Genomic DNA, 23,861 nt, shown 5'->3' with positions numbered 1-23,861 from the left:
AAAATAAAAGTCAATTGCAATAAAAATAAGAAGGGAATCCAATGAAGGCCTATCAAAAAATATCAATGGCAACATTATTTGGTGTTTTTGGTGTGGTGAGTACTACACAAGCACAAGAAACAACGGCAGAACTAGAGGAAGTTACTGTCACGGCTGAACAAGAGCAATCTAAAAAAATTGGCGAAATTAAGAAAAATCGCCGAGCTATTCAAGAAGAGTTAATTGCCGATACCAAAGATCTCGTCCGTTATACTACCGATGTGGGGATTGCCGATAGCGGTCGTCATTTAAAAGGTTTTGCGATGCGTGGGGTGGAAGGCAACCGCGTAGGGATTAGTATTGACGGGGTAAACTTGCCGGATTCGGAGGAAAACTCGCTTTATGCACGTTACGGTAACTTTAATACCTCACGTTTAACCATTGATCCTGAGTTAGTGACTGGAATTGATATTGTACGTGGTTCGGATTCATTTACCACCGGTAGCGGCTCGCTTGGCGGCGGCGTGAATTATCGTACTTTAGATGCTGCGGATATTGTGTTACCCGGTAATAAAGTCGGCGTGTTATTAAAAAATAGCTATGCCAGCAAAAATAGTGAGTGGGTACACACTGCCGGCGCAGCCTATAAAGATGAGAAGCTGGATGCGGTCTATTTATATTCCACTCGTTATGGTCATGAGCAAAAAAGTTTAGGTAACGGTAGAGTGGCTTGGAACAACACCAGCGGTGCACCGGATCCGTCATTCCATCGTAACCACAGTAACTTGGTAAAGTTCGGCTACTTATTTAATGAAAAACATCGTGTAAGTGCTTCTTATAGTAATCAGCTTACGAAAGCATTTACCGATGAACGTTCTTATAACTTTTATGATTCATCATGGCGTGATACTGATGATGAGGGCGAACGTCATAATGTAAATGTCGCTTATGAGTATTTTCCGACCAGTGGTTATCTGTCTTATTTAAAAACTGAATATGATTATCAAAAAACCGATGTGCGCGCGATTAATTATAAAGGGAGTAGCGATTTCCAAAAATTGCATATTAAGCAGTCGTTAGATGAAATTTACGATCGTAATATGAACAATGAATTTCATCGTATCGGTTTACGCTTAGATTCTATTCCGTTTGAAACAGATTACGGCACACACCAAGTCACATTACGCACAGCAGTATCACAACGTGATTTTAAAAATGAAAATACCGATACTTATTTGTTAAATAGTGGCGCGAAGAGTTCGACTTATGCGATTCAACACCCGATTCGCACTCGTGCATTTTATATTGCCGCACAAGATCAAATTCAGTGGAATGAAATGTTCTCCGGTACGGCAGGGCTACGTTATGACCAAGAACAACTTGCACCGCAAGAGCTGAATGCTAAATGTTATAACTGCGATACCCGTGGTAAAGCAACGACATTTAAAAATTTAACCGGCTCATTAGGCTTGAATGCACAAGTGACGCCGGTATGGAATCTAGGTTATTACGTTTCAACCGGCTATCGCGTACCGTCCGCTTCGGAGATGTTCTTCTCGTATAAACACCCTTCGGGTAACTGGTTGGCAAATCCGTATTTGAAAGCGGAGCGTAGCGTAAATAATTCGATCAGCATTCGGGGCGAAAACCAACTCGGGCATTTAAATGTGAATCTATACCACATTCGCTATAAAGATTTCTTGTTCGAACAAGAAACTAACGGGTTAACTCAAATGGAATGTGATGCGCATTGTCAATATTACGGCTATAACGCAATTAATCCGACCATTTTCAACCAAGCGATTAATGTGGATAAAGCACGAATTTCCGGTTTGGAAGTGACGAGCAAGGTAAATTTAGACCAAGTTACCGCATATATTCCGAAAGGTTTTAAATTCTTAGGCAGCGTGGGGTATTCGAAAAGTAAATTATACGGTACGGAAGCAAGCTTACTTTCGGTACAACCGGTAAAAGTGATTTTGGGCTTAAGCTATGAAGATCCGAATGATATTTGGGGTATCCATTCTCGTTGGACTTATTTAGGCGCAAAACACGCCAAAGATGCAACCATTGTGACTTACGATGACTCTCGAACCAAACGAGTTACTACGCCGTTCCCATATTTAAACGGTTCGGCAACTTTATTTGATGTGTACGGTTTCTGGAAAGTACATAAAAATGTGACTTTACGTGCAGGCTTATACAATATTTTCAATCGTAAATATCATACATGGGATGCATTACGAGGCATCAACCGCTTAGGCACAACTAATACAGTTGATAAAGAATTACGCGGTTTAGAGCGCTTTGTTGCACCGGGACGTAATTATTCAGCTGCAGTAGAAATTCGTTTCTAGTTTGATATACACGTTTTAATAAACTATAGAAAACACGGATTACACAGTATTACTGTAATCCGTGTTTTTTTATGGACCAAGGAAATGGTATGAGAAGAGGTGTTATTGATCGCGATGCAATTAAACAAACCTTAGAACATACAAAGCTTTTCAGTGTGCTCTGTGTATTCTGTGGTTATAAAGCTTAAAAAAGCGGTGTAATTTGCAAAAAATTTTACAAATTACACCGCTTGAGAGGATATCTATTATTAGAATGCTTCTAATGAAGAACTTATTGCTCGTTTATCAGAGGCACCGAATACGCCGTTGTTACCCGTTTTTGTGTCATTAAACAGACCGGCTACGTCACGAGCTAAAGAACCGTAGAATGCGCCTTTAGTCTCGATTCCGTCTCTGGTTCCGCTAAACGTATTTCCGGTAATGTCTCCCCCAAAAGTAGCTTTTGCAGTCGCAGCACCCGCTTCCTTTAACTCAACTTTAAGCTTCTTATTGCTAAAGTCAGCAATGACTTCGGAGTTAAGTTGCGCATATTGGTTATCTTTACCGTATAACGCAAAGCCAGTGTACTTATAAGTACTGTCTTTTGGCATTGAGTAGAAGGTATCGCCAAGTACGTTAATGGTACCTTGTTCAGGCGTTAAGAAACCTTGTACAAACAAATGAGTTTGCCCGTTTAAAGTATATGCACCGTAACGCATTGCTTTAAAGCTATTCGGATCTTGATAACTACCATAAGCACCATAACTGTCCGCCATACTACCTACATAGAGCTTACCGCCGTTCTCATTAGATTGTTTTAACTTACCGACAGCAACATTAGAAAGTTTGTCCGTTACGCTGAAAAGAGTAATTTTTACTCCGTCCACCATAATCGAATCCAAATCTTCTAATGTTTCCGGTTTTTTCGCGGTTAACTCACCATTTTGTGCAACAGTCAAAATGGTGCCGGAAATTTCTGTGCTTGGTTTTTTCTCAAAACCAGCGTTTACTGCAGTAAAGAATTTGCTATTAGCATCATATGAATGGCTATTCGAATTTGAATTACCATTAGTTAGTGATGAATTAGTCACATCTGTTGCTTTATCAGCGACTTTCGGTGGTTGAACCGAACCACCGCCACCACCGCTTGAATAACAAGCGGTTAATGCAAATGAACAAGCAACTGTAAGTAGTGTTAGGGGGAGTTTTTTCATTTTTTATCCTATTACTGCTTATCTAGATTGAAATCTTTTAGATTTTTATTTGTAACTGGTGAGCAGCTAGTGTAACTGCAGTTTTGTTGGGTTGCTCCAAATACGCCATTCATCCCTTTTTCAGATCCTTCATTAGTTTGATAAAACATACCTGCCATATCAATAGCTTTATTTCCAAAAAACGCACCTTTAGTGATTACTCCTTGGTAGTTCCCTTCAAAAGTATTATTAGTAATGTTACCACCTAATGTTAATTTAGTTTGGTTACCGTCTAATAAGTCAACTTTAACTTTTTTCTCACCAAAATCTGCGTATCCTTTTGCTGTTAATTCATTATATTTATTATCTTTCCCATAGAATGCCGTACCACGATATTCATAAACATCACCAGTAGGCATTTCTCCTAATACTTGAGTTGATTTTTGTCCTTTTGCTTCATACCAATAATTAAAAGGTGAAGATACTTTATCTTTAGATGTTGGTGTTAGGTAACCTTGAATAAATAATGCTGTTTTACCATCTTTAGTTGTATAGCCATAGCGTACTTGTTCAAAATTACTTTTTAGTTTTGATGGCGGAAGAGCGCTAACTTTTCCAGAAGCATCAGCTAATGTTTTTGATTTCATATCACCTAAATCATTTTTTAGATCATCAGCTGAATATAGGGTAATTGTGTGTCCATCAACAATAAGCTCGTTTAGATTTTGATTTGATTCAGGATTAATATTTTTAACAGTATATGTTGAGTCTGTTACGGTCAAGATACTACCGCTTAATTTAATATTACTTCCATCTATCCCATTATCTTTAAATGCTTCTTCTAAAGCTTTCTTAGCTTCTTCAGCAGTCAATACTTTTACATTCGCATTTACTGTTGTAGATGGCGCTTTAACTTCCGGTTCTTTTTTCTCTGTCGCTTTTTCTTCGGTATCTTTGGCTTTAGCTGGTGTTGATGGATTAATTAGATTACTTGGAACATTACTACCAACACTTGGCACTGCCGCATTGCCGTTTTTTTTCGCTAATTCAGCTTCTAATTCTTTTTGTTTCTGTTCTAAATCAGCGAGTTTTTTCGCTGTTGCTGATTCTTGCGCACGTTTCGCTGCTTCTTCAGCTTTTTTAGCTGTTTCTTCCGCTTTACTGTTTACTAAATTTTCATAACGTGTTGCCCCTTTATTGTCGGATGAGCAAGCTGTGATAGCGAGTGAACAAGCAACAGCAATTAAACTTAAGCGTAAGTTTTTATTCATTATTTGTATTCCTTTAGATTTGTATAAAAATGGTATCCAGACCTCGTCAAATTACGCTTTGGTAGTGACATGATTTGGTTGTTTTTTGTAAATTTAAGTAATTTACGGGATGGATTTTATCAGCGGTTAATTACAATTTCAATACAAATAATAATAATTCGTAACTCGATTTGCAGGTGGTGAATGGTACTTTTTCTACTCAATTTTATAGATTTTGGGTAGAATAAATCATTTCTTGATTAACGATACCAATGTTATGACTCAACACCTTATTCATATCCTTCCTCCTCAGCTTGCTAACCAAATCGCCGCCGGTGAAGTGGTGGAGCGTCCAGCCTCTGTTGTGAAAGAGTTGGTTGAAAATAGTCTAGATGCCGGCGCAAATCAGATTCAAATTGATATTGAGAAAGGCGGTGCGCAGCTTATTCGCATTCGAGATAACGGCTGTGGAATCAGTAAACAAGATTTAGCGTTGGCGTTGGCTCGTCACGCGACCAGCAAAATTTCTAGCCTTGAAGATTTGGAGATGATTTTAAGCCTTGGCTTTCGTGGTGAGGCGCTGGCAAGTATCAGTTCCGTTTCTCGCTTAACACTCACTTCTCGTCCGGACGGGCAGGCGGAAGCATGGCAAGCCTATGCGCAAGGGCGTGAAATGGCGGTGGAAATTCAACCGGCTTCACATCCGGTCGGCACAACAATTGAAGTCGCAAATTTATTTTTTAATACGCCGGCACGTCGTAAATTTTTGCGTACCGATAAAACCGAATTTGCGCATATTGATGAGGTAGTGCGCCGTATTGCGCTAGCAAAACCGAATATCGGTTTTACCCTAACGCATAACGGTAAAACGGTACGCCAATACCGCAAGGTGCAAGATAATTCAGTCGAACAGCAGCAACGCCGAGTGGCGGCAATTTGTGGTGATGAATTTATCCAAAATGCGATTCATATCGACTGGCAACACGGTGACTTACACTTACACGGGTGGATTGGTTTACCGAATATTTCCCGATTACAAAATGATTTGTGTTACAGCTATGTGAACGGGCGAATGATGCGTGATAAAACCATTAATCACGCCATTCGCCAAGCCTATGAAGCGACTAATATGCCGGCAGGCAATTATCCTGCGTTTGTGGTCTTTTTAGATATTGACCCGAGCCAAGTAGATGTGAACGTGCATCCGGCAAAACACGAAGTGCGTTTTCATCAGGGGCGCTTGGTACATGATTTTATTTTGCAAGGCGTACAAACCGCCTTACAAGGGCAATCGGAAATTGGTTTAACCGATCAAGTGAATGAGCCCTTGCCGAGTTATCAACGTGATACTAATCGTATGGCAGCCGGCGGTAATAGCTTTTTGGCGCCGCAACAAGCGGTTGAATTTACAGAAAATTTTGCAAAACCGACCGCTTCTCGTACGCCAAGTTATTCGCCTCGCACAACAACTACCTCCAAATCAGCGCAAAAATGGTATGGGGAATTAGTCAGTCAGCCACAAACTCAATCAGATAACATACAGGAGCTAATTGAACCGCAAACTAATTTTGCACCGGTGATTTTTGCTCAAGAGATAGATGAAGCAGAACATAAACCAACACCATCTTTACCGGCGACAGCAAGTCATTGGCAGCCGTTAGCTATTGTGCAAAATCAAGCTTTGTTATTAAAAGGGGAGCAACAATTTTATTTGCTTTCATTAGAAAAATTAGCGCGTTTGCGTTTTCAAACACAACTTGCGAAAGGCGAAAGCCAAGCGTTATTGATTCCGCTAAATTTAAGCATAGATGAGGCACAAGCACAGCGTTGGCAAACACTCAAAGCCCCATTGGCAGAATTAGGTTTCACAATCAGTGAGAAAGCGTGGCAAGGGCAAATTCGTCTTTCGGTTGCCCAAGTGCCAAGATTATTACGGGAACAGAATTTACAACAAATCTTATTAGGTTTATTAGATTCACAAGCGGTCGATTTAGCTCAATTTTTTGCAAAATTTGCGCCGATTCCGACCGCTTACAGTTTAGCAGAGGCGGTCAATTGGTTGGCTGAAACGGAGCAATCGGCTAAATCAGAATTAGAAAAGCTAAAAGTTACTATAGATTTTTCATCATTCTTAGCCGATTGTTAAATTTTTGTGAAGTTGGTCAAAAAAATAGAAAAATCTCATTGCATAAAAAAGGTACTAAGGCATACTGAATTTGTTCTTTGTTTGAATTTTGAACAGAGAATCAAGACATAACCGTTATCATTACTTCATAGGAGAAATCATGATGAAAATGCGTGCTGCTGTGGTTGCCCCACAATGTGATGGAACAGTTGAAATTGTTGAACGAGACATTCCTGAAATCAAAAATGGCGAAGCCCTTGTTGAAGTTGAATACTGTGGTGTATGTCATACCGATTTACATGTTGCCGCCGGTGATTATGGTAAAAAACCGGGACGTGTATTAGGCCATGAGGGCATCGGTATTGTTAAATCGATTGCACCGGATGTTACCAATTTAAAAGTGGGTGATCGTGTGAGTATTGCATGGATGTTTGAAAGCTGCGGTGCTTGTGAATATTGTACTACCGGACGAGAAACGCTGTGCCGTAGTGTGAAAAATGCCGGTTATACCGTGGATGGCGGTATGGCGACTCACTGTGTTGTAACCGCCAATTATGCGGTTAAAGTACCGGACGGTTTGGATCCGGCGCAAGCAAGCAGTATTACTTGTGCGGGTGTAACAACTTACAAAGGGATTAAAGTATCCGGTGTGCGTGCAGGTCAATGGATTGCAATTTATGGTGCCGGTGGTTTAGGCAACTTGGCGGTGCAATATGCGAAGAAAGTATTCGGTGCGCATGTGATTGCAATTGATATTAATGATGACAAATTAGCGTTTGCCAAAGAAGTCGGTGCGGATTTAACCATTAATCCGTTAAAAGAAGACAGTGCGAAAGTTATTCAAGAAAAAGTGGGGGGCGCACACGCCGCGGTCGTGACAGCAGTATCTAAAGTGGCATTTAATGCAGCGGTAGATTGTGTACGTGCCGGTGGACGTGTGGTTGCTATCGGTCTTCCACCGGAAACGATGGATCTTTCTATTCCTCGTATTGTGTTAGACGGCATTGAAATTGTCGGCTCGTTAGTCGGTACTCGCCAAGATCTTGCCGAGGCATTTCAATTCGGTGCGGAAGGATTAGTCGTACCGTTAGTCCAATTACGCCGTTTGGATGAGGCTAATGATATTTTCCAAGAAATGCGAGATGGTAAAATTCAAGGTCGAATGGTAATTGATATGAAAAAAGGTTGTGGCTGCGGTAGTCATTAATCTTTAGTATGATAACGACCGTAAATTACGATATTTGCGGTCGTTTTTGTTTTTATGAGCGCTGCGATTTGGGCTTTTGGTAAATTTCCGCTAAAATTCGACCGCTTATAACTTTAGATAGAACAAAATGAATAAAAAACCTTTTGCAATTTTTTTAATGGGCCCAACAGCTTCGGGCAAAACGGATTTGGCGATAGCTTTGCGCCAAAAGCTTCCGGTGGAAGTGATTAGTGTGGATTCGGCACTAATTTATAAAGGTATGGATATTGGAACGGCAAAGCCGAGTAAGGCTGAGTTAGCGCTCGCACCTCATCGTTTAATTGATATTTTAGACCCGCTAGAAAGTTATTCTGCAATGAATTTCCGTGAAGATGCATTACGTGAAATGGCTGAGATTACCGCAAGCGGACGTATTCCGTTATTGGTCGGCGGAACAATGTTGTACTACAAAGCATTGTTGGAAGGGCTTTCGCCGTTGCCGTCTGCCGATCCGGATATTCGGGCTGAAATTGAGGCAAAAGCAGCACAAATTGGTTGGAGCGGATTACATACGGAGTTATTAAGAATCGACCCGACTGCCGGTATGCGAATTAACCCGAACGACAGCCAGCGTATTAATCGTGCCTTAGAAGTTTTTTATCTTACTGGTAAGACCATGACGGAGCTAACCGCACAATCGGGGGAGGCATTACCTTATGATGTGTTGCAGTTTGCGATTGCGCCGCAAGATAGACAGGTATTACATCATCGGATTGAACAGCGTTTTCATAAAATGATGGAACTTGGCTTTCAACAAGAAGTCGAAAAACTACACGCAAGAGGGGATTTACATAAGGACTTGCCTTCTATTCGTTGCGTGGGATATCGCCAAATGTGGGAACACATTGACGGAGATATTTCGCTTGATGAAGCTGTGTATAAAGGCATTTGTGCCACCCGACAGCTTGCAAAGCGCCAAATTACTTGGTTGCGTGGTTGGGGAAGTGAAATTGAATGGCTAGATAGCTTAGATCCGACCAGTTCGAAGCGGAAAATGGTTGAAAAGATCGAGCAAAAATGGCGTAATCTATGATAATATCTCTACTGCCTTTGGCAGCAATAAGACGATATTTAACACAAAAATAAAAAGGAAAAGAAAATGGCAAAAGGTCAATCTCTACAAGATCCATATTTGAATGCACTTCGTCGTGAGCGTATTCCCGTTTCAATTTATTTAGTTAACGGCATTAAATTACAAGGCCAAATTGAATCTTTCGATCAATTCGTAATTTTATTAAAAAATACCGTGAGCCAAATGGTTTATAAACACGCTATCTCAACGGTGGTTCCTGCTCGTTCAGTTTCTCACAACAACAGCGGTTCTTCACACGCTCAACAAGCTCAAGCAGTTGAAGCACCTGCAGACAAAGCGGAATAATTAAGCTATTACTACGCAAGCTTTTTTGACCGAACAGATGCCAAATACAGATGAAAATGCTGTATTTGGCTTTGCTTTATCTGAGAAACAAACAAAAGACTTTTCTCATACGCAAGATAAAGCAGTCTTAGTCCATCTCTTTCTTTCTCAAACTAAAGATATTGAGAATCTTATGGAATTTCAAACGCTTGCTGAATCAGCAGGTGTTGAAATTCTTGCCACACTAACCACTTCTCGTTCTGCACCGCATATCAAATATTTTGTCGGACAAGGCAAAGCCGATGAAATCGCTCAGGCGGTTGAAGAGCTCGGTGCAACCGTGGTTTTAGTCAATCACGAATTGAGTCCTTCACAAACCCGTAATTTACAAGCGTTATGTGAATGTCGAGTGGTGGATAGAACCGGTCTGATTTTAGATATTTTTGCCCAACGTGCCAGATCGCACGAAGGTAAATTACAAGTCGAGCTGGCTCAACTTAAACATTTGGCAACACGTTTGGTACGCCGTTTGGGCAATCAAGATCAGCAAAAGGGTGGGGCAGTCGGTTTACGTGGGCCGGGCGAAACTCAGCTGGAAACCGATCGCCGTTTGATTAAGGTACGAATTCAACAACTGCAAAATCGCTTGGAGAAAGTGAATAAGCAGCGCAGCCAAAATCGGAAAACACGTCAGAAAGCGGATATTCCGACCGTATCGTTGGTGGGTTATACCAATGCGGGGAAATCGACTTTATTTAATGCGATTACCAATGCCGGTGTTTATGCGGCAGATCAGTTATTCGCAACGCTTGATCCGACTTTACGCCGAATGCAAATTCAAGATGTTGGCACCACAATCTTAGCGGATACGGTAGGTTTTATTCGTTTCTTACCACATGATTTGGTTTCCGCCTTTAAATCGACTTTACAAGAAACCACCGAAGCGAGCTTACTGTTACACGTGATTGATGCGGCGGATGATCGTAAAAATGAAAATATTGATGCAGTTAATCAAGTTTTAGATGAAATCGGTGCGTTAGACATTCCAACGTTATTGGTATATAACAAAGTCGATAAACTTGAGGGCGTAATGCCGCATATCGAGCGTAATGACGATGGCAAACCAGTAGCGGTTTATCTTTCTGCACAAGCCAATCAAGGCATTGATTTGTTGTATGAAGCGATCCGAGAGTGTTTACGCAATGAGCTAGTGTGTGAGAAAGTATTATTACCGGCAACTGCAGGGCAAATTTATACGCAATTTCACCTACAGCATTGTATTAAAAGCGAAAGCTTTAATCAGTTTGGTGACAGATTGGTTGAAGTGGAAGTGGATTTAGTGCAATGGAATAAATGGCTAAAACAATTTCCTGAATTAGCGGAGTATGTTGAATTCGCAAGTTGGGAAGAGAGCTAGAATACAAGCGGTAGCATTGCTACCGCTTTTTGCAATTTAAGGAAGTCGTATGCAGATTCAAGATTATCAAAATTGGGTCAGAGAGTTTTATCAGACACAGGGCTGGTATCGTTACAATCCGTTTATTCGAGTGAACTTTTTAAGTGAAGAAGTCGGTGAAGTGGCACGTGCGGTACGAGCGATTGAAATTGGTCGAGATCGTCCGGATGAAACGGAAGCGTCTTATCAAGAGAAAAAGGCGTGTTTGATCGAAGAACTGGGCGATGTGCTGGATAATCTATTTATTTTGGCGGACAAATACGATATTTCGATTGAAGAAGTGATTGAAAAGCACCAAGCAAAATTTATTAAACGTTATGTAAAAGACGAATAAAAAAAGACCGCTTGTTAGCATTAACAAGCGGTCTGATTTCATTAAAATTTAGCGAGTACCGTAAACCACAATGGTTTTACCGTGCGCAGAAATTAAGCCTTCATCTTCTAACATTTTTAAGATTCTGCCGACCGTTTCACGTGAACAACCGACCATTTGACCAATTTCTTGGCGGGTGATTTTAATTTGCATTCCTTCAGGGTGGGTCATCGCATCCGGCATTTTCGCCAGATTCATTAAAGTTTGTGCAATACGACCGGTTACGTCTAAGAAAGCAAGATTACTTACTTGGCGTGAAGTTTGGCGTAAGCGGCGAGCCATTTGCGCAGAAAGATACATTAAAATATCCGGATTTAAATGCACAAGCTGTTTGAATTTTTTATACGAGATTTCTGCAATTTCGCAAGCACCTTTCGTTTTGACCCAAGCGGTACGTGGTTGAACAGATTCTTCAAATAAACTGATTTCACCAACAAACTCGCCTTGTCCAAGGTGAGAAAGAATCATTTCTTTACCTTCATCGTCTTTAATAAATACCGCAACCGAACCGCTCACAATATAGAATAAAGATTCAGCATCTTCACCGGCGTGAATTAGCGTGTATTTTGACGGGTAACGATGAATATGACAGTGAGTCAGAAACCACTCCACAGCAGGGTCATGGATTGATGGTGGTGCTGAGATTTCTCCGTCAATCTGAGGCGTAGAAATTGAAATATCTTGCATCTGCATAAAAACCTCTATAAATCATTTATAATTATTTGACATCCTAAATGCTAAAATTGTATCACGAGACGCTCAATTAACCTAAAAAAGATTTTTTGTCTTTAATATCAAGGCTTTGATGCAGCTCCGACCAGACAATCACAACTTTATCCGCTTTTAATTGAGCTAATAAGCGCTCACGTTTTTCCTCTAAAGAAAGTTCTCTTTCGCCGTAATCGGTGCCTTCTCGTAAAATAAATGAATCCAATACATTATTTAATGTTGCGGGTTCAAGTTCTTGCCATGGAATAATCATAAAACTTACTCAAATAACGGCTTAATTAATGCCCATTGTTTTTCAAAGTGTTGATGTTGGTTATAACTGAAGTTAGAACGTACTAAACGTAAGAATTGACCTTCGCAAAAATTCACTAAATAGCCTGCCAATGCACGTTCGTCCTCGAACGTTTTACCTTCACGCAATTTACTCATCTGTAAAATATTGGCGAACTGAAATTCTAAGCCGTCAAAAAATTTGGCAACACGTGCTTTTAATTGATCGTCTTCAAACATCAGCGCATGACCGGTTAGAATGCGAGTTACTCCCGGATTTTTGCGGGCGAATTCGATCACGGTGTAGAGAATCGCTTTAACGGTGGATGCCGTGGTATTTTCTTTGCGTTTACTGGCGTTAATATAACCGGTTAAGGTCTGTTCGATACGCTCAATTAATGCCTCAAACATCTTCGTTTTGCTTGGAAAATAACGGTAAAGCGCACCTTCCGAAACGCCGACCGCTTTGGCTAAACGCTCGGTGGTTACACGTTGCATACCGTCTTCGGAATTTAATAAGCCAATCAGCACTTCAAGGACTTGCTGTTGGCGTTCTTTTACCGATTTTTTAGGCATCTTAACTGTTGGTTGTGTCATAAATTTCTCTTGTTTTAGTAATCTGCTCATCATTACAAGAAGCCACAAGCGGTCATTTTTGCAAAATTTTTTACAAATTCGACCGCTTGTTTGGGTATCTAATTACTGTGTACCCGAATGACCGAAACCGCCTTCGCCACGTTCGGTTTGTTCAAAATCGTTTACGATATTGAAGCTTGCTTGTACCACCGGTACGAAAACTAACTGAGCAATACGGTCGCCGACTTCAACGGTAAAAGGTTTATCGCTGCGGTTCCACAATGACACCATTAACGGACCTTGATAGTCGCTATCGATTAAACCGACTAAATTGCCTAACACGATACCGTTTTTATGCCCTAAACCTGAACGAGGCAAAATCACCGCCGCTAAATTCGGATCAGCGATATAAATTGAAATACCGGTTGGAATCAGTACGGTTTGACCGGGTTCTACGATTAAAGCGCTTTCAGTTAAGGCACGTAAATCTAAACCCGCCGACCCTTCGGTTGCATAGGCCGGTAATGGAAATTCGTTGCCGATACGGCCGTCTAAAATTTTTAAATCGATTTGTTTCATTTATGTTCCTATTTGTCGTGTTTAAATTGCTCAATAATCTCGTGAACTAAGGCTTCCGCCAGTTTGCCTTTATCTGCAAGCGGTAGCATTTTTTCACCGTTTTGCCAAAAGAGTTGTAGGGCATTTTGATCTTGCCCGAACACTTGTCCGCCGGACACATCATTGGCGCAAATTAAATCTAAATTCTTACGTTTGAGTTTATCTTTAGCGTAGTTCGCTACATCTTGCGTTTCCGCTGCAAAACCCACGGTAAACGGGCGATTTTCAGTTAAATTTGCCACATTGGCGATAATATCCGGGTTTTTAACTAATTTAAGAATCAGTTCGTCATTACCAGTGGTTTTCTTGATTTTTTGTGGCGCGACTTCAGCCATTCGATAATCGGCAACGGCAGCACAACCGATAAAAATTGCAGATTTTTGTGCAAATTTGACCGCTTGTTGTTCCATTTCTACCGCCGATTCCACATCGATTCGAACGACATTTGCCGGTGTGGCAAGATTGACCGGACCGGCAATCAGATTCACTTGTGCACCACGTTTGGCAAATGCTTCAGCAATCGCAAAGCCCATTTTGCCGGAACTGTGATTGCTGATATAACGCACCGGATCGATCGCTTCACGGGTTGGGCCGGCGGTAATTGTCACGCTAATATCTTTCAGATCTTGTGAGCGGTTAAAGTGATCGCATACTGTTTGGAAGATCTCACTTGGCTCGGACATTCTGCCGGCACCGACATCACCACAAGCTTGGAAGCCGCTATTCGGACCGATCATTTGTATGCCGCGATTTGCCAATACGGCTAAATTTTCTTGCGTAACCGCTTGTTTGAACATTTGTTGGTTCATTGCCGGTGCGAGTAAAATTGGGCTGGCAGTTGCTAAACAGAGGGTAGAGAGCAAATCATTTGCCATACCGGCACGTAAACGAGCGATAAAATCGGCAGACGCCGGTGCAATAACGACTAAATCCGCCCATTTTGCCAATTCAATATGACCCATTGCGAGTTCCGCTTGCGGATCTAATAAGGAATTGGAGACCGCATTTGCCGAAATCGCTTGTAGGGTAAGCGGGGTCACAAAAGCTTCTGCCGCCGGTGTTAATACGACACGAACGTCTGCATTGGCTTTTTTGAAATGACGAATTAATTCAATCGTTTTATAAGCGGCAATGCCACCGGTAATGCCGACTAAAATGCGCTTGTTACTGAGCATAGCAATTCCTATTTAAAAAAATATTTATGCATTTTCTGAGCATAAGCAAAGAAAAAGATATTAATTAATTCTACCTTAATAAGTACTCACTCACAATAAAGTGATTTTTGCGATCTGCGTCGAAAAAATAAAACTTTCCTTTTGATTCAAATAATTAGCTTCTTTATGATTTTTTCCTATTTGGTCTAACTGAGTAAAAAATAATGTGTAATGCAGAATTAATGCCACGAGAAAAATTATTAGCTTATGGAGCGGAGTCCTTAACTGATCAAGAATTATTGGCGATTTTTTTGCGTACCGGCATTAAGGGGTTGCCGGTGATGCAATTATCTGAAACGGTACTCAAACAATTTGGTTCGTTAAGAGGGTTACTTAGTGCGGATGTAAAAGCATTTTGTCAGATGAAAGGATTAGGGCAAACGCAATTTATTCAATTACAAGCTTCAAAAGAAATGACTAAGCGTTATTTAGCGCAACAAATGCAGGTGCGAGAAAACATTACGGAACCTTATTTAGCCGTGATGTGTTTTCAGACGGAACTGGAATCGGAAGAACGAGAGGTGTTTATGGTGATGTTTCTCGATAATCAGAATCGCTTAATTAAAAAAGAAAAAATGTTTTACGGCACGATTAATCAAGCAACGGTTTACCCTAGAGAAATAATCAAAGAAGCATTAAAATGCAATGCGGCGGCAATTATTGTCGCTCATAATCATCCGTCAGGTCTTTGTACGCCTTCGGAATCGGATAGGATGCTCACTAAGAAGATTGAAATGGCGTGTGATTTGGTTGAAATTCGCTTTGTTGATCATATTGTCGTCGGAAAAGGTGATTATTTTTCCTTCGAAGAAGAGAAGTTTCGCCGAAATAATTCATAAATTGAGACTTGAATAACGCTATCAAAGCGAGTATAATCCGTGGTCTTTAAATATGACTTTGGTCGGGCTGAGCCTGACGAGGCAATTAGATAAACTGATATAAGTCCTAATCGCCCGAACCATTTAAACATTACTTAAGTAATTGGAGAATTAAAATGTCAAGAGTTTGCCAAGTAACCGGCAAGCGTCCAGCAGTTGGTAACAACCGCTCACACGCATTAAACGCGACTCGTCGTCGTTTTTTACCTAACTTACACACTCACCGTTTCTGGGTTGAGAGTGAAAACCGTTTCGTAACTTTACGCTTAACAGCGAAAGGTATGCGTATTATCGACAAAAAAGGCATCGATGCAGTATTAGCTGAAATCCGTGCTCGTGGCGAAAAAATCTAAGGAGCTAACCAATGGCAGCTAAAGGTAATCGTGAGAAAATCAAATTAGTTTCAACTGCTGAAACTGGTCACTTCTACACAACAACTAAAAACAAACGTAATATGCCAGAAAAAATGGAAATCAAAAAATTTGATCCAGTTGTGCGTAAACACGTTGTTTATAAAGAAGCTAAAATCAAATAATTTGATTCAATGTTTCAAGAGCCCAGCTTTTCAGCTGGGTTTTTTTACGCCAATTTGGCAACCGTTTGCATTTTAGACATTTGAGTAAGCTAATATAAGGTTAGTTAATAAAAATTACTTTATTTTTTGCCAAAAAAATGTACTATTATGCGTCCTTAAATGTAACCCGCATTTAAGCCTGTTTCCAACCTGCACCGCCTTTCTTTTGTTAAATCTAGGGGCAGGGTAAAAACAAAAAAGCTGAAACGCTTTTTTTAATAAGTAGCGAGTCAAATGCCCCATGGCATCTGTTTTTTCAGAAACAGAAAGCTTAGGCTTCCCGCAAGGCACCCGACTTATTTTTTTCACCTATCAATAGGAAACTCATTTCAAATGACAATTACCACTCCTGTAAAAGCAGTTCTCGCATCAAACAAACATTTCTTAGATCGCCAAGATCAAATGGAATCAAATGTTCGTAGTTATCCTCGTAAATTACCTTTTGCGTATGCAAAAGCACAAGGTTGCTGGGTAACAGACGTTGAGGGTAACGAATACCTTGACTTCTTAGCGGGCGCAGGAACACTTGCATTAGGTCATAACCACCCGGTATTAATGCAATCAATCAAAGATGTATTAGAAAGCGGTTTACCGTTACATACACTTGACTTAACCACTCCGTTAAAAGATGCATTCACAGAAGAATTACTTTCATTCTTCCCGAAAGATCAATACATCCTTCAATTTACTGGCCCATCAGGTGCGGATGCTAACGAAGCAGCAATCAAATTAGCAAAAACTTATACTGGTCGCGGCAATGTGATCGCATTCTCTGGTGGTTTCCACGGTATGACACACGGTGCGTTATCATTAACCGGTAACCTAGGTGCGAAAAATGCGGTACAAAACTTAATGGCTGGTGTGCAATTTATGCCGTATCCGCATGAATATCGTTGCCCGTTCGGTATCGGTGGCGAAGCAGGTGCAAAAGCGGTTGAACGCTATTTCGAAAACTTCATCGAAGATGTTGAAAGTGGTGTAGTAAAACCGGCAGCGGTAATTTTAGAAGCGATTCAAGGTGAAGGCGGTGTTGTACCGGCGCCAATCAGCTTCTTACAAAAAGTGCGTGAAGTCACCAAAAAACACGGTATCTTAATGATCGTGGACGAAGTTCAAGCTGGTTTCTGCCGCAGTGGTAAAATGTTCGCTTTCGAACACGCAGGCATTGAGCCGGATATCGTGGTAATGTCAAAAGCGGTTGGTGGTTCATTACCATTAGCGGTATTAGCAATTCGTAAAGAATTCGATGCATGGCAACCAGCAGGTCACACCGGTACTTTCCGTGGTAACCAATTAGCAATGGCAACCGGTTATGCTTCATTAAAAATCATGCGTGAAGAAAATTTAGCGCAAAATGCACAAGAACGTGGCGAATACTTAACCAACGCATTGCATGAATTAAGCAAAGAATTCCCATGTATCGGTAATGTACGTGGTCGCGGCTTAATGATGGGTATTGATATCGTTGATGAGCGTAAGCCACAAGATGCAACCGGTGCTTATCCACAAGACGGCGAATTAGCGGTCGCAATTCAAAAAGCGTGTTTCAACAATAAATTATTGTTAGAGCGTGGTGGTCGTGGCGGTAACGTAGTACGTGTGCTTTGTGCAGTAAACATCAACCAAGCGGAATGTGAAGAGTTTATCAAACGTTTCAAACAATCTGTGGCGGATGCAATCAAAGCAGTACGTGGCTAATTCTAACCCTACACGAGCCGTGTAGGGTTGCTTTATCTGAGCCACGCTGTGGCTCTTTTTATATTCTAACCCCAACGGGGCTGAGCTTAATTAACCTAGCACGGTTCGTGCTAGGTGCGAGAGAAAAAATGGCAGATATTTCAAAACACAGACAATCACTTTTCTGTAATGATCCGCAATCGATCGCTGATTATGAAAATGCGATGAATAATGCGGTGCAAGCAGTAAGTGCTTGGTTAAAAAACGACAAAATGTACACCGGTGGTTCAATCAAGCAAATGCGTGCTTTGATTGACGGTTTTAATCCGTCAAAAGAAGGCGTAGGCGTACAAAAATCACTTGATCACTTAGTGGAAATTTTCTTAAAACCAAGTCTTAAAGTACATCACCCACATTCGCTTGCGCATTTACATTGCCCGACAATGGTAACTAGTCAAATTGCGGAAGTGTTAATTAATGCAACTAACCAATCAATGGACTCTTGGGATCAAAGCCCTGCAGGTTCGATTATGGAAGAACACTTAATTGATTGGTTACGTCAAAAAGTTGGCTATGGTGCCGGTACTTCAGGCGTGTTTACTTCAGGCGGTACACAATCAAATCTCATGGGCGTATTACTTGCTCGTGATTGGGCGATTGCGAAAAACTGGAAAAACGAAGACGGCTCGGAATGGTCGGTACAATGTGACGGCATTCCTGCGGACGCAATGAAAAATGTGAAAGTAGTTTGCTCGGAAAATGCTCACTTCTCAGTGCAAAAAAACATGGCAATGATGGGTATGGGCTTCCAATCTGTGGTAACAGTGCCGTGCAATGAAAACGCTCAAATGGACGTTGTAGCATTAGAAAAAACATTGGCGGATTTAACCGCACAAGGCAAGATTATCGCTTGTGTGGTGGCAACAGCCGGTACGACAGACGCCGGTGCAATCGATCCGTTAAAAGAAATTCGTGCAATCACTAATAAATTCGGTGCATGGTTACACGTAGATGCGGCTTGGGGCGGTGCGTTATTGCTTTCTAAAGATTTCCGTCATTTCTTAGATGGTATTGAAGAAACCGACTCAATCACGTTAGATTTCCACAAACACTTCTTCCAAAGTATTTCGTGTGGTGCGTTCTTATTAAAAGATCAAGCGAACTATCGTTTTATCGATTATAAAGCGGATTACCTCAATTCAGAATATGATGAAGCACACGGTGTACCGAACTTAGTGGCGAAATCATTACAAACCACTCGTCGTTTTGACGCATTAAAATTATGGTTCACGGTAGAAGCGTTGGGTGAAGATTTATATGCTTCAGTGATTGACCACGGTGTGAAATTAACTAAAGAAGTGGAAGGCTATATTAACGCGACTGACGGCTTAGAAATGTTAGTGCCAAGCCAATTCGCTTCGGTGTTATTCCGTGTGGTACCGCAAGGCTATCCGGCAGAATTTATCGATATCTTAAACCAAAACGTAGCGGACGAGCTTTTCGCACGTGGCGAAGCAAATATCGGTGTAACCAAAGTGAGCGACAAACAATCGCTTAAGATGACTACGTTAAGCCCGATTGCAACCTTGGAAAACGTGAAAGCGTTATTAGCACAAGTATTAGCGGAAGCGGAGCGTATTAAAGATTCGATTGTAAACGGTACTTACGTGCCACCGATTGATTAATTGGTAAAACTTTTGTGAAAAAAGACCGCTTGTAAGATTGTCTTGCAAGTGGTTTTTTTCTAGGCGATTGAGAGCGATTTCCGGTAAGAAAATCGCTCGCTTTATGCGTTTTTTCTTGACTTATTTTGAATTGTTGATTTAATGGTAGGTCGATTTTTTTCTTTTCAAATTCAGCAGTAAATTATAAGAGGCATATTATGGCAGAGAGTTTTAGCGTAACACGTCGTTACTTTGATGATAAAAATTATCCACGCGGTTTTGCTCGTCACGGCGATTACACCATTCGTGAATCTCAGACTTTAGAGCAATTCGGTCAAGCGTGTTTAGCATTAGAAACTGGCGAACGTAGCCCAGTGACGGCAGAAGAAGAGCGCTTTGTTGCTGTAATGAAAGGTGATGAAATTGCTGAAAGCATTATTGAAAAATCATGGTTAAAGTACCGCACTTTAACCAGCAAAACAAAACGTATCTATACGCTTTCAGGTAATGCGGGTAACGATGCCGGTGATGATTTCAGCGCTGCTGAATAATAGGCATTTCTAAGTATTTGCAATTTTAAGTGTGCCACGGAATACGCTGAAAACACGAAAGTGTTAGTCAGGGTATTTTGTGGTTTCTTTTTTTATATTAATTTTACTTTTCTCAGCCAGTCTCTTATACGGTTGGGGACAATGAATAGTGATAAATTATGAACCTTCCTATTGAGCAATATTCTGATCTTCTTGCAAAAAAAGCAGAAAATTTGACCGCTTTACTTGCGCCTTTTAATCCGCCTGCACTTGAAGTGTTTGAGTCTGAAACCAGCCATTTCCGTATGCGTGCCGAATTCCGAGTATGGCATGATACTAACGAAGCCGGAGAAAATGAGCTGTATCACATTATGTTCGATCAGGAAACTAAGCAACGTTATCGAGTTGATCAATTCCCGATTGCTAATCACTTAATCAATAATATGATGAGTACGCTATTAACCGAAATTAAGGGCAATGAATTACTCACTCGTAAATTATTCCAAGTGGATTATCTCAGCACGTTAAGCGGTGAAATTGCGGTATCAATGCTTTATCACAAAAAGCTAAACGAAGAATGGCAAGCGGAAGCAGCTGCATTAAAAAAACGCTTAGAAAATCACGGTTTTAACGTGCAAATTATCGGGCGAGCAACTAAACAGAAGATCGCTTTAGATCGTGATTATGTTGAAGAAGTATTACCGGTGGACGGGCGTAATTTAATTTATCGCCAAGTAGAAAATAGCTTTACCCAGCCGAATGCTAAAATGAATATTAAAATGTTGGAATGGGCGAGAAGCTGTACCAAAAATAGTACCGGTGATTTATTAGAGCTTTATTGCGGTAACGGGAATTTCTCAATTGCATTAGCCGAGAACTTCCGCCAAGTGTTAGCTACAGAGATTTCAAAATCTTCAGTTCATTCTGCACAATATAATATCGAACAGAACAGGATCGATAATTTGCAGATTATTCGAATGTCGGCGGAAGAGTTCACTCTAGCGATGAACGGCGTGCGTGAATTTAATCGTTTAAAAGGAATTGATTTAAAAGCGTATGATTGCAATACGATTTTTGTTGACCCGCCACGAGCAGGTTTGGATCAAGATACCTTAAATATGGTGCAAGCTTACGAGCGAATTTTATATATTTCGTGCAATCCACATACGCTAGCAGATAATTTAGTGCAATTAACCCAAACGCATCGTATTGAGCGTGCGGCACTTTTTGATCAGTTCCCTTATACTCATCACGTAGAAAGTGGCGTATGGCTGATTAGGAAATAAGCATAAATAGTCGGTTATGCTGAAAAATAAATCACTTGATGATTTTTAACGATTTTTCGCTTGACCGATTTTGATAAAACTTATATTATTCCGCTCGTTTTCAACGGAGGAATGGTCGAGTGGTTGAAGGCACCGGTCTTGAAAACCGGCGAGGGTTTACGCCCTCCGTGAGTTCGAATCTCACTTCCTCCGCCATCAAATTTATAGCTTGTTGATTTAATAAATCAGCAAGTTTTTTCTCTCAAAGAGAATACAATTTAGAATATGTTTTCAATCCGGAGGAATGGTCGAGTGGTTGAAGGCACCGGTCTTGAAAACCGGCGAGGGTTTACGCCCTCCGTGAGTTCGAATCTCACTTCCTCCGCCATCTATTTAGAGCCGCTTGTAATGCAAATTACAAGCGGTTTTTTCTTGGCAAAATTTTGCAAATTTCCGGATAGATTTGGCCGCTTACAGCTAATAAAAAAGCACAGAACTTATATTCTGTGCTTTTGTATTTTTATAACCAACCTTTGCGTTTAAAGTAGATATACGGGGTGGCGGCGGCGCAAATCATTAAGCCGATTGCCATCGGATAGCCGTATTTAAAATGTAATTCCGGCATAAATTCAAAGTTCATTCCGTAAGTCGAGGCAACGAGAGTTGCCGGTAGGAACATCACCGATACGACCGAGAAAAACTTCATAATTTTATTCTGCTCAATATTGATATAACCCATTGCCGCTTGCATCAAGAAGTTCACTTTTTGGAACAACGATTCATTATGCGGTTGGAGTGATTCAATATCTCGCATAATGTCACGAGCTTGTTCAAGCTGATTGTTTGGTAAACGGGTTTTACGCAATAAGAAACTTAACGCACGTTGCGTATCCATCAGACATAAGCGCACTTTTGAGCTGGCATCTTCCAATTCGGTTAAATCGGAAAGCGCATCGTCAAAATTTTCACTTTCTTGCTTACCGTTCAAGATCACACGGCTTAAGGTTTCTAAATCCGCATAAATTGTTTCGATCACGTCCGCAAGCTGCTCGATTTTTGTTTCGAATAAGTCGAGCAGTAATTCGTACGCATTGCTATCAATTAATTTTTCACGGCGAGAACGCATTCGATATAAACGGAACGCCGGTAAATCACGTTCACGCAGAGTAAATAAACGTCCGTCGCGAATGGTAAATGCTACGGTGGCAATATCTGCGTAATCGTCGTCATCTAAACAATAGAAAAAAGAGTGAAGGTGTAAGCCGTCTTCGTCTTCGAAGAAGCGAGCAGAAGCCTCTAAGTCTTCCAATTCGTGTTCTTCCGCAAGCGTTTGGTCTAAACCACGCTGTAGTACGCTACGTTCGTCATCGCTCGGATCGATTAAATCAATCCAAATTGCATCGTTTAAATCGGTAGCGGTTTCGTCAACGCTGACAAGGCGTGCGTTATCTAATGCAAATGCACGGATCATTTTATTCTCCAATGGTTAGGAGGTAATGAACAAAAAGGAACAAAAAAGATACTAGGCGAGAGTTACCGACTTGTCGGTAACCTGAGGGTTTGGACAAGTAGGTTAGAAATCTGATAAGTATCGACTGTGACTGTCCAAAATTGTAATCCTCAAATAAAAATAGTGTGCAAATGGTACAGACTAACCGGTTTCTAGTCAAGCAAGCGGTCATTTACTTGCTTGATTTTGCAAAATTTTAAGGAAAAACGACCGCTTTTTTGCTATCGTTAGCATTCCGAAATAATCGATGAGAATTTGACAATGACTGATTTACAACACACGACAGAAACGACTGAAAACGAAACAACGCATTTTGGTTTTAAAACCGTTGCCAAAGAGGAAAAACAGCAATTGGTTGCTAATGTATTCCACAGCGTTGCCGGTAAATACGACTTAATGAATGATTTGCTTTCGTTTGGTATCCATCGTGTTTGGAAGCGTTTTACGATTGATTGCAGTGGCGTGCGTAAAGGGCAAAAAGTGTTGGATCTTGCCGGTGGTACAGGCGATTTTTCGGCAAAATTTTCGCGTATTGTTGGTGAAAGTGGCGAAGTGGTATTAGCTGATATTAATAGCTCGATGTTGGAAGTCGGCCGTGAAAAATTGCGTAATTTAGGCGTAGTCGGCAATGTCAGTTATGTACAAGCTAATGCGGAGTGTCTGCCGTTTGCAGATAATACCTTCGATTGTGTGGTGATCAGTTTCGGTTTACGTAATGTGACGGACAAAGACAAAGCGCTACGTTCGATGTTTCGTGTGTTGAAGCCGGGTGGCCGTTTACTTGTGTTGGAATTCTCAAAACCGATTATTGATCCGATTAGCCAATTATATAATTTTTATTCTTTTAATATTTTGCCGAAAGTGGGCGAAGTGGTAGTCAACGATGCGGATAGCTATCGTTATCTTGCCGAATCAATTCGTATGCACCCGAAACAAGACGAATTAAAAGCGATGATGGAAAATGCCGGCTTTGAAAGCGTAAATTATTACAACTTAAGTGCCGGTATTGTAGCGTTACATCGAGGATATAAGTTTTAATTT

General features: G+C 40.9%; 23 protein-coding genes and 2 tRNA genes. 17 read left to right on the top strand and 8 right to left on the bottom strand.

The window, feature by feature from the left end; genetic code table 11:
- Nucleotides 1-41 precede the first annotated feature (41 nt).
- On the top strand, nt 42-2,336 hold the full coding sequence (locus ASU1_RS07620) for a TonB-dependent hemoglobin/transferrin/lactoferrin family receptor (RefSeq protein ID WP_014992176.1): 2,295 nt from the start codon (nt 42-44) through the stop codon (nt 2,334-2,336).
- 248 nt (nt 2,337-2,584) lie between these two features.
- Here ASU1_RS07620 and ASU1_RS07615 read toward each other — a convergent pair whose 3' ends face one another.
- Together ASU1_RS07615 and ASU1_RS07610 are read right to left on the bottom strand one after the other, a co-directional pair.
- Nucleotides 2,585-3,529 carry a transferrin-binding protein-like solute binding protein gene (locus tag ASU1_RS07615; protein WP_014992175.1) on the bottom strand — a complete coding sequence of 315 codons (945 nt, stop codon included), beginning with the start codon at nt 3,527-3,529 and terminating at the stop codon, nt 2,585-2,587.
- An 11-nt stretch (nt 3,530-3,540) separates the two neighbouring features.
- Nucleotides 3,541-4,779 carry a transferrin-binding protein-like solute binding protein gene (locus ASU1_RS07610; RefSeq protein WP_014992174.1) on the bottom strand — a complete coding sequence of 413 codons (1,239 nt, stop codon included), beginning with the start codon at nt 4,777-4,779 and terminating at the stop codon, nt 3,541-3,543.
- A 256-nt stretch (nt 4,780-5,035) separates the two neighbouring features.
- Here ASU1_RS07610 and mutL point away from each other — a divergent pair, with 256 nt between their 5' ends.
- The 6 genes from mutL (at nt 5,036) to ASU1_RS07580 (ending at nt 11,276) form a co-directional block, all read left to right on the top strand.
- Nucleotides 5,036-6,904, top strand: coding sequence for a DNA mismatch repair endonuclease MutL (mutL, locus tag ASU1_RS07605; RefSeq protein ID WP_014992173.1), 1,869 nt, complete (start codon nt 5,036-5,038; stop codon nt 6,902-6,904).
- Between the two features lie 139 nt (nt 6,905-7,043).
- On the top strand, nt 7,044-8,090 hold the full coding sequence (gene adhP, locus ASU1_RS07600; protein ID WP_231951971.1) for an alcohol dehydrogenase AdhP: 1,047 nt from the start codon (nt 7,044-7,046) through the stop codon (nt 8,088-8,090).
- Between the two features lie 127 nt (nt 8,091-8,217).
- Nucleotides 8,218-9,162, top strand: coding sequence for a tRNA (adenosine(37)-N6)-dimethylallyltransferase MiaA (gene miaA, locus ASU1_RS07595; RefSeq protein WP_014992171.1), 945 nt, complete (start codon nt 8,218-8,220; stop codon nt 9,160-9,162).
- 66 nt (nt 9,163-9,228) lie between these two features.
- A complete protein-coding gene (gene hfq, locus ASU1_RS07590; protein ID WP_014992170.1) occupies nt 9,229-9,507 on the top strand; it encodes an RNA chaperone Hfq in 279 nt (92 codons plus the stop codon).
- A gap of 37 nt (nt 9,508-9,544) precedes the next feature.
- Nucleotides 9,545-10,903, top strand: a complete 1,359-nt coding sequence (gene hflX / locus ASU1_RS07585) for a ribosome rescue GTPase HflX (protein ID WP_081541480.1) — start codon at nt 9,545-9,547, stop codon at nt 10,901-10,903.
- 49 nt (nt 10,904-10,952) lie between these two features.
- Nucleotides 10,953-11,276: a MazG nucleotide pyrophosphohydrolase domain-containing protein gene (locus ASU1_RS07580; protein ID WP_014992168.1), complete on the top strand. Its 324-nt coding sequence runs from the start codon at nt 10,953-10,955 to the stop codon at nt 11,274-11,276.
- A 48-nt stretch (nt 11,277-11,324) separates the two neighbouring features.
- On the opposite strand, the gene crp is transcribed toward ASU1_RS07580, so the two are convergent.
- The 5 genes from crp to coaBC all read right to left on the bottom strand — a co-directional run bounded on the left by crp (nt 11,325) and on the right by coaBC (nt 14,683).
- Entirely contained in the window at nt 11,325-12,002 is a 678-nt protein-coding gene (gene crp, locus ASU1_RS07575) for a cAMP-activated global transcriptional regulator CRP (RefSeq protein WP_014992167.1), read from the bottom strand.
- Nucleotides 12,003-12,078: 76 nt separating this feature from the next.
- Nucleotides 12,079-12,297, bottom strand: a complete 219-nt coding sequence (locus tag ASU1_RS07570; RefSeq protein WP_005599748.1) for a YheU family protein — start codon at nt 12,295-12,297, stop codon at nt 12,079-12,081.
- A gap of 5 nt (nt 12,298-12,302) precedes the next feature.
- Nucleotides 12,303-12,911, bottom strand: coding sequence for a nucleoid occlusion factor SlmA (slmA, locus tag ASU1_RS07565; RefSeq protein ID WP_039195349.1), 609 nt, complete (start codon nt 12,909-12,911; stop codon nt 12,303-12,305).
- Between the two features lie 102 nt (nt 12,912-13,013).
- Nucleotides 13,014-13,469, bottom strand: coding sequence for a dUTP diphosphatase (dut, locus tag ASU1_RS07560; RefSeq protein WP_039195348.1), 456 nt, complete (start codon nt 13,467-13,469; stop codon nt 13,014-13,016).
- A gap of 8 nt (nt 13,470-13,477) precedes the next feature.
- The gene (gene coaBC / locus ASU1_RS07555) at nt 13,478-14,683 is read right to left on the bottom strand and encodes a bifunctional phosphopantothenoylcysteine decarboxylase/phosphopantothenate--cysteine ligase CoaBC (RefSeq protein WP_014992164.1); all 1,206 of its coding nucleotides are present in this window, start codon (nt 14,681-14,683) and stop codon (nt 13,478-13,480) included.
- 203 nt (nt 14,684-14,886) lie between these two features.
- Here coaBC and radC point away from each other — a divergent pair, with 203 nt between their 5' ends.
- From radC to ASU1_RS07510, 9 genes are all read left to right on the top strand, one after another.
- On the top strand, nt 14,887-15,561 hold the full coding sequence (gene radC, locus ASU1_RS07550; protein ID WP_039195346.1) for a RadC family protein: 675 nt from the start codon (nt 14,887-14,889) through the stop codon (nt 15,559-15,561).
- A 155-nt stretch (nt 15,562-15,716) separates the two neighbouring features.
- Entirely contained in the window at nt 15,717-15,953 is a 237-nt protein-coding gene (rpmB, locus tag ASU1_RS07545) for a 50S ribosomal protein L28 (protein ID WP_005599762.1), read from the top strand.
- Nucleotides 15,954-15,964: 11 nt separating this feature from the next.
- The gene (rpmG, locus tag ASU1_RS07540) at nt 15,965-16,135 is read left to right on the top strand and encodes a 50S ribosomal protein L33 (RefSeq protein WP_005624479.1); all 171 of its coding nucleotides are present in this window, start codon (nt 15,965-15,967) and stop codon (nt 16,133-16,135) included.
- A 372-nt stretch (nt 16,136-16,507) separates the two neighbouring features.
- Nucleotides 16,508-17,872, top strand: a complete 1,365-nt coding sequence (locus ASU1_RS07535; protein WP_014992162.1) for a diaminobutyrate--2-oxoglutarate transaminase — start codon at nt 16,508-16,510, stop codon at nt 17,870-17,872.
- 128 nt (nt 17,873-18,000) lie between these two features.
- Nucleotides 18,001-19,536, top strand: a complete 1,536-nt coding sequence (gene ddc / locus ASU1_RS07530) for an L-2,4-diaminobutyrate decarboxylase (RefSeq protein ID WP_014992161.1) — start codon at nt 18,001-18,003, stop codon at nt 19,534-19,536.
- A gap of 197 nt (nt 19,537-19,733) precedes the next feature.
- Nucleotides 19,734-20,066: a MaoP family protein gene (locus ASU1_RS07525; RefSeq protein WP_014992160.1), complete on the top strand. Its 333-nt coding sequence runs from the start codon at nt 19,734-19,736 to the stop codon at nt 20,064-20,066.
- 158 nt (nt 20,067-20,224) lie between these two features.
- A complete protein-coding gene (gene trmA / locus ASU1_RS07520; protein ID WP_014992159.1) occupies nt 20,225-21,331 on the top strand; it encodes a tRNA (uridine(54)-C5)-methyltransferase TrmA in 1,107 nt (368 codons plus the stop codon).
- A gap of 105 nt (nt 21,332-21,436) precedes the next feature.
- Nucleotides 21,437-21,526 (top strand) — tRNA-Ser (locus ASU1_RS07515).
- A gap of 82 nt (nt 21,527-21,608) precedes the next feature.
- Nucleotides 21,609-21,698 (top strand) — tRNA-Ser (locus tag ASU1_RS07510).
- A 132-nt stretch (nt 21,699-21,830) separates the two neighbouring features.
- Here ASU1_RS07510 and corA read toward each other — a convergent pair.
- Nucleotides 21,831-22,781 carry a magnesium/cobalt transporter CorA gene (corA, locus tag ASU1_RS07505; protein WP_005624488.1) on the bottom strand — a complete coding sequence of 317 codons (951 nt, stop codon included), beginning with the start codon at nt 22,779-22,781 and terminating at the stop codon, nt 21,831-21,833.
- 300 nt (nt 22,782-23,081) lie between these two features.
- Between corA and ubiE the strand changes: the two genes are divergently transcribed.
- Entirely contained in the window at nt 23,082-23,858 is a 777-nt protein-coding gene (gene ubiE, locus ASU1_RS07500; RefSeq protein WP_014992158.1) for a bifunctional demethylmenaquinone methyltransferase/2-methoxy-6-polyprenyl-1,4-benzoquinol methylase UbiE, read from the top strand.
- The last annotated feature ends 3 nt before the right edge of the window (nt 23,859-23,861 follow it).

The organism is Actinobacillus suis ATCC 33415 (assembly GCF_000739435.1).
GTDB classification, from domain to species: domain Bacteria; phylum Pseudomonadota; class Gammaproteobacteria; order Enterobacterales; family Pasteurellaceae; genus Actinobacillus; species Actinobacillus suis.
This window is presented reverse-complemented; position numbering and strand designations above follow the sequence as displayed.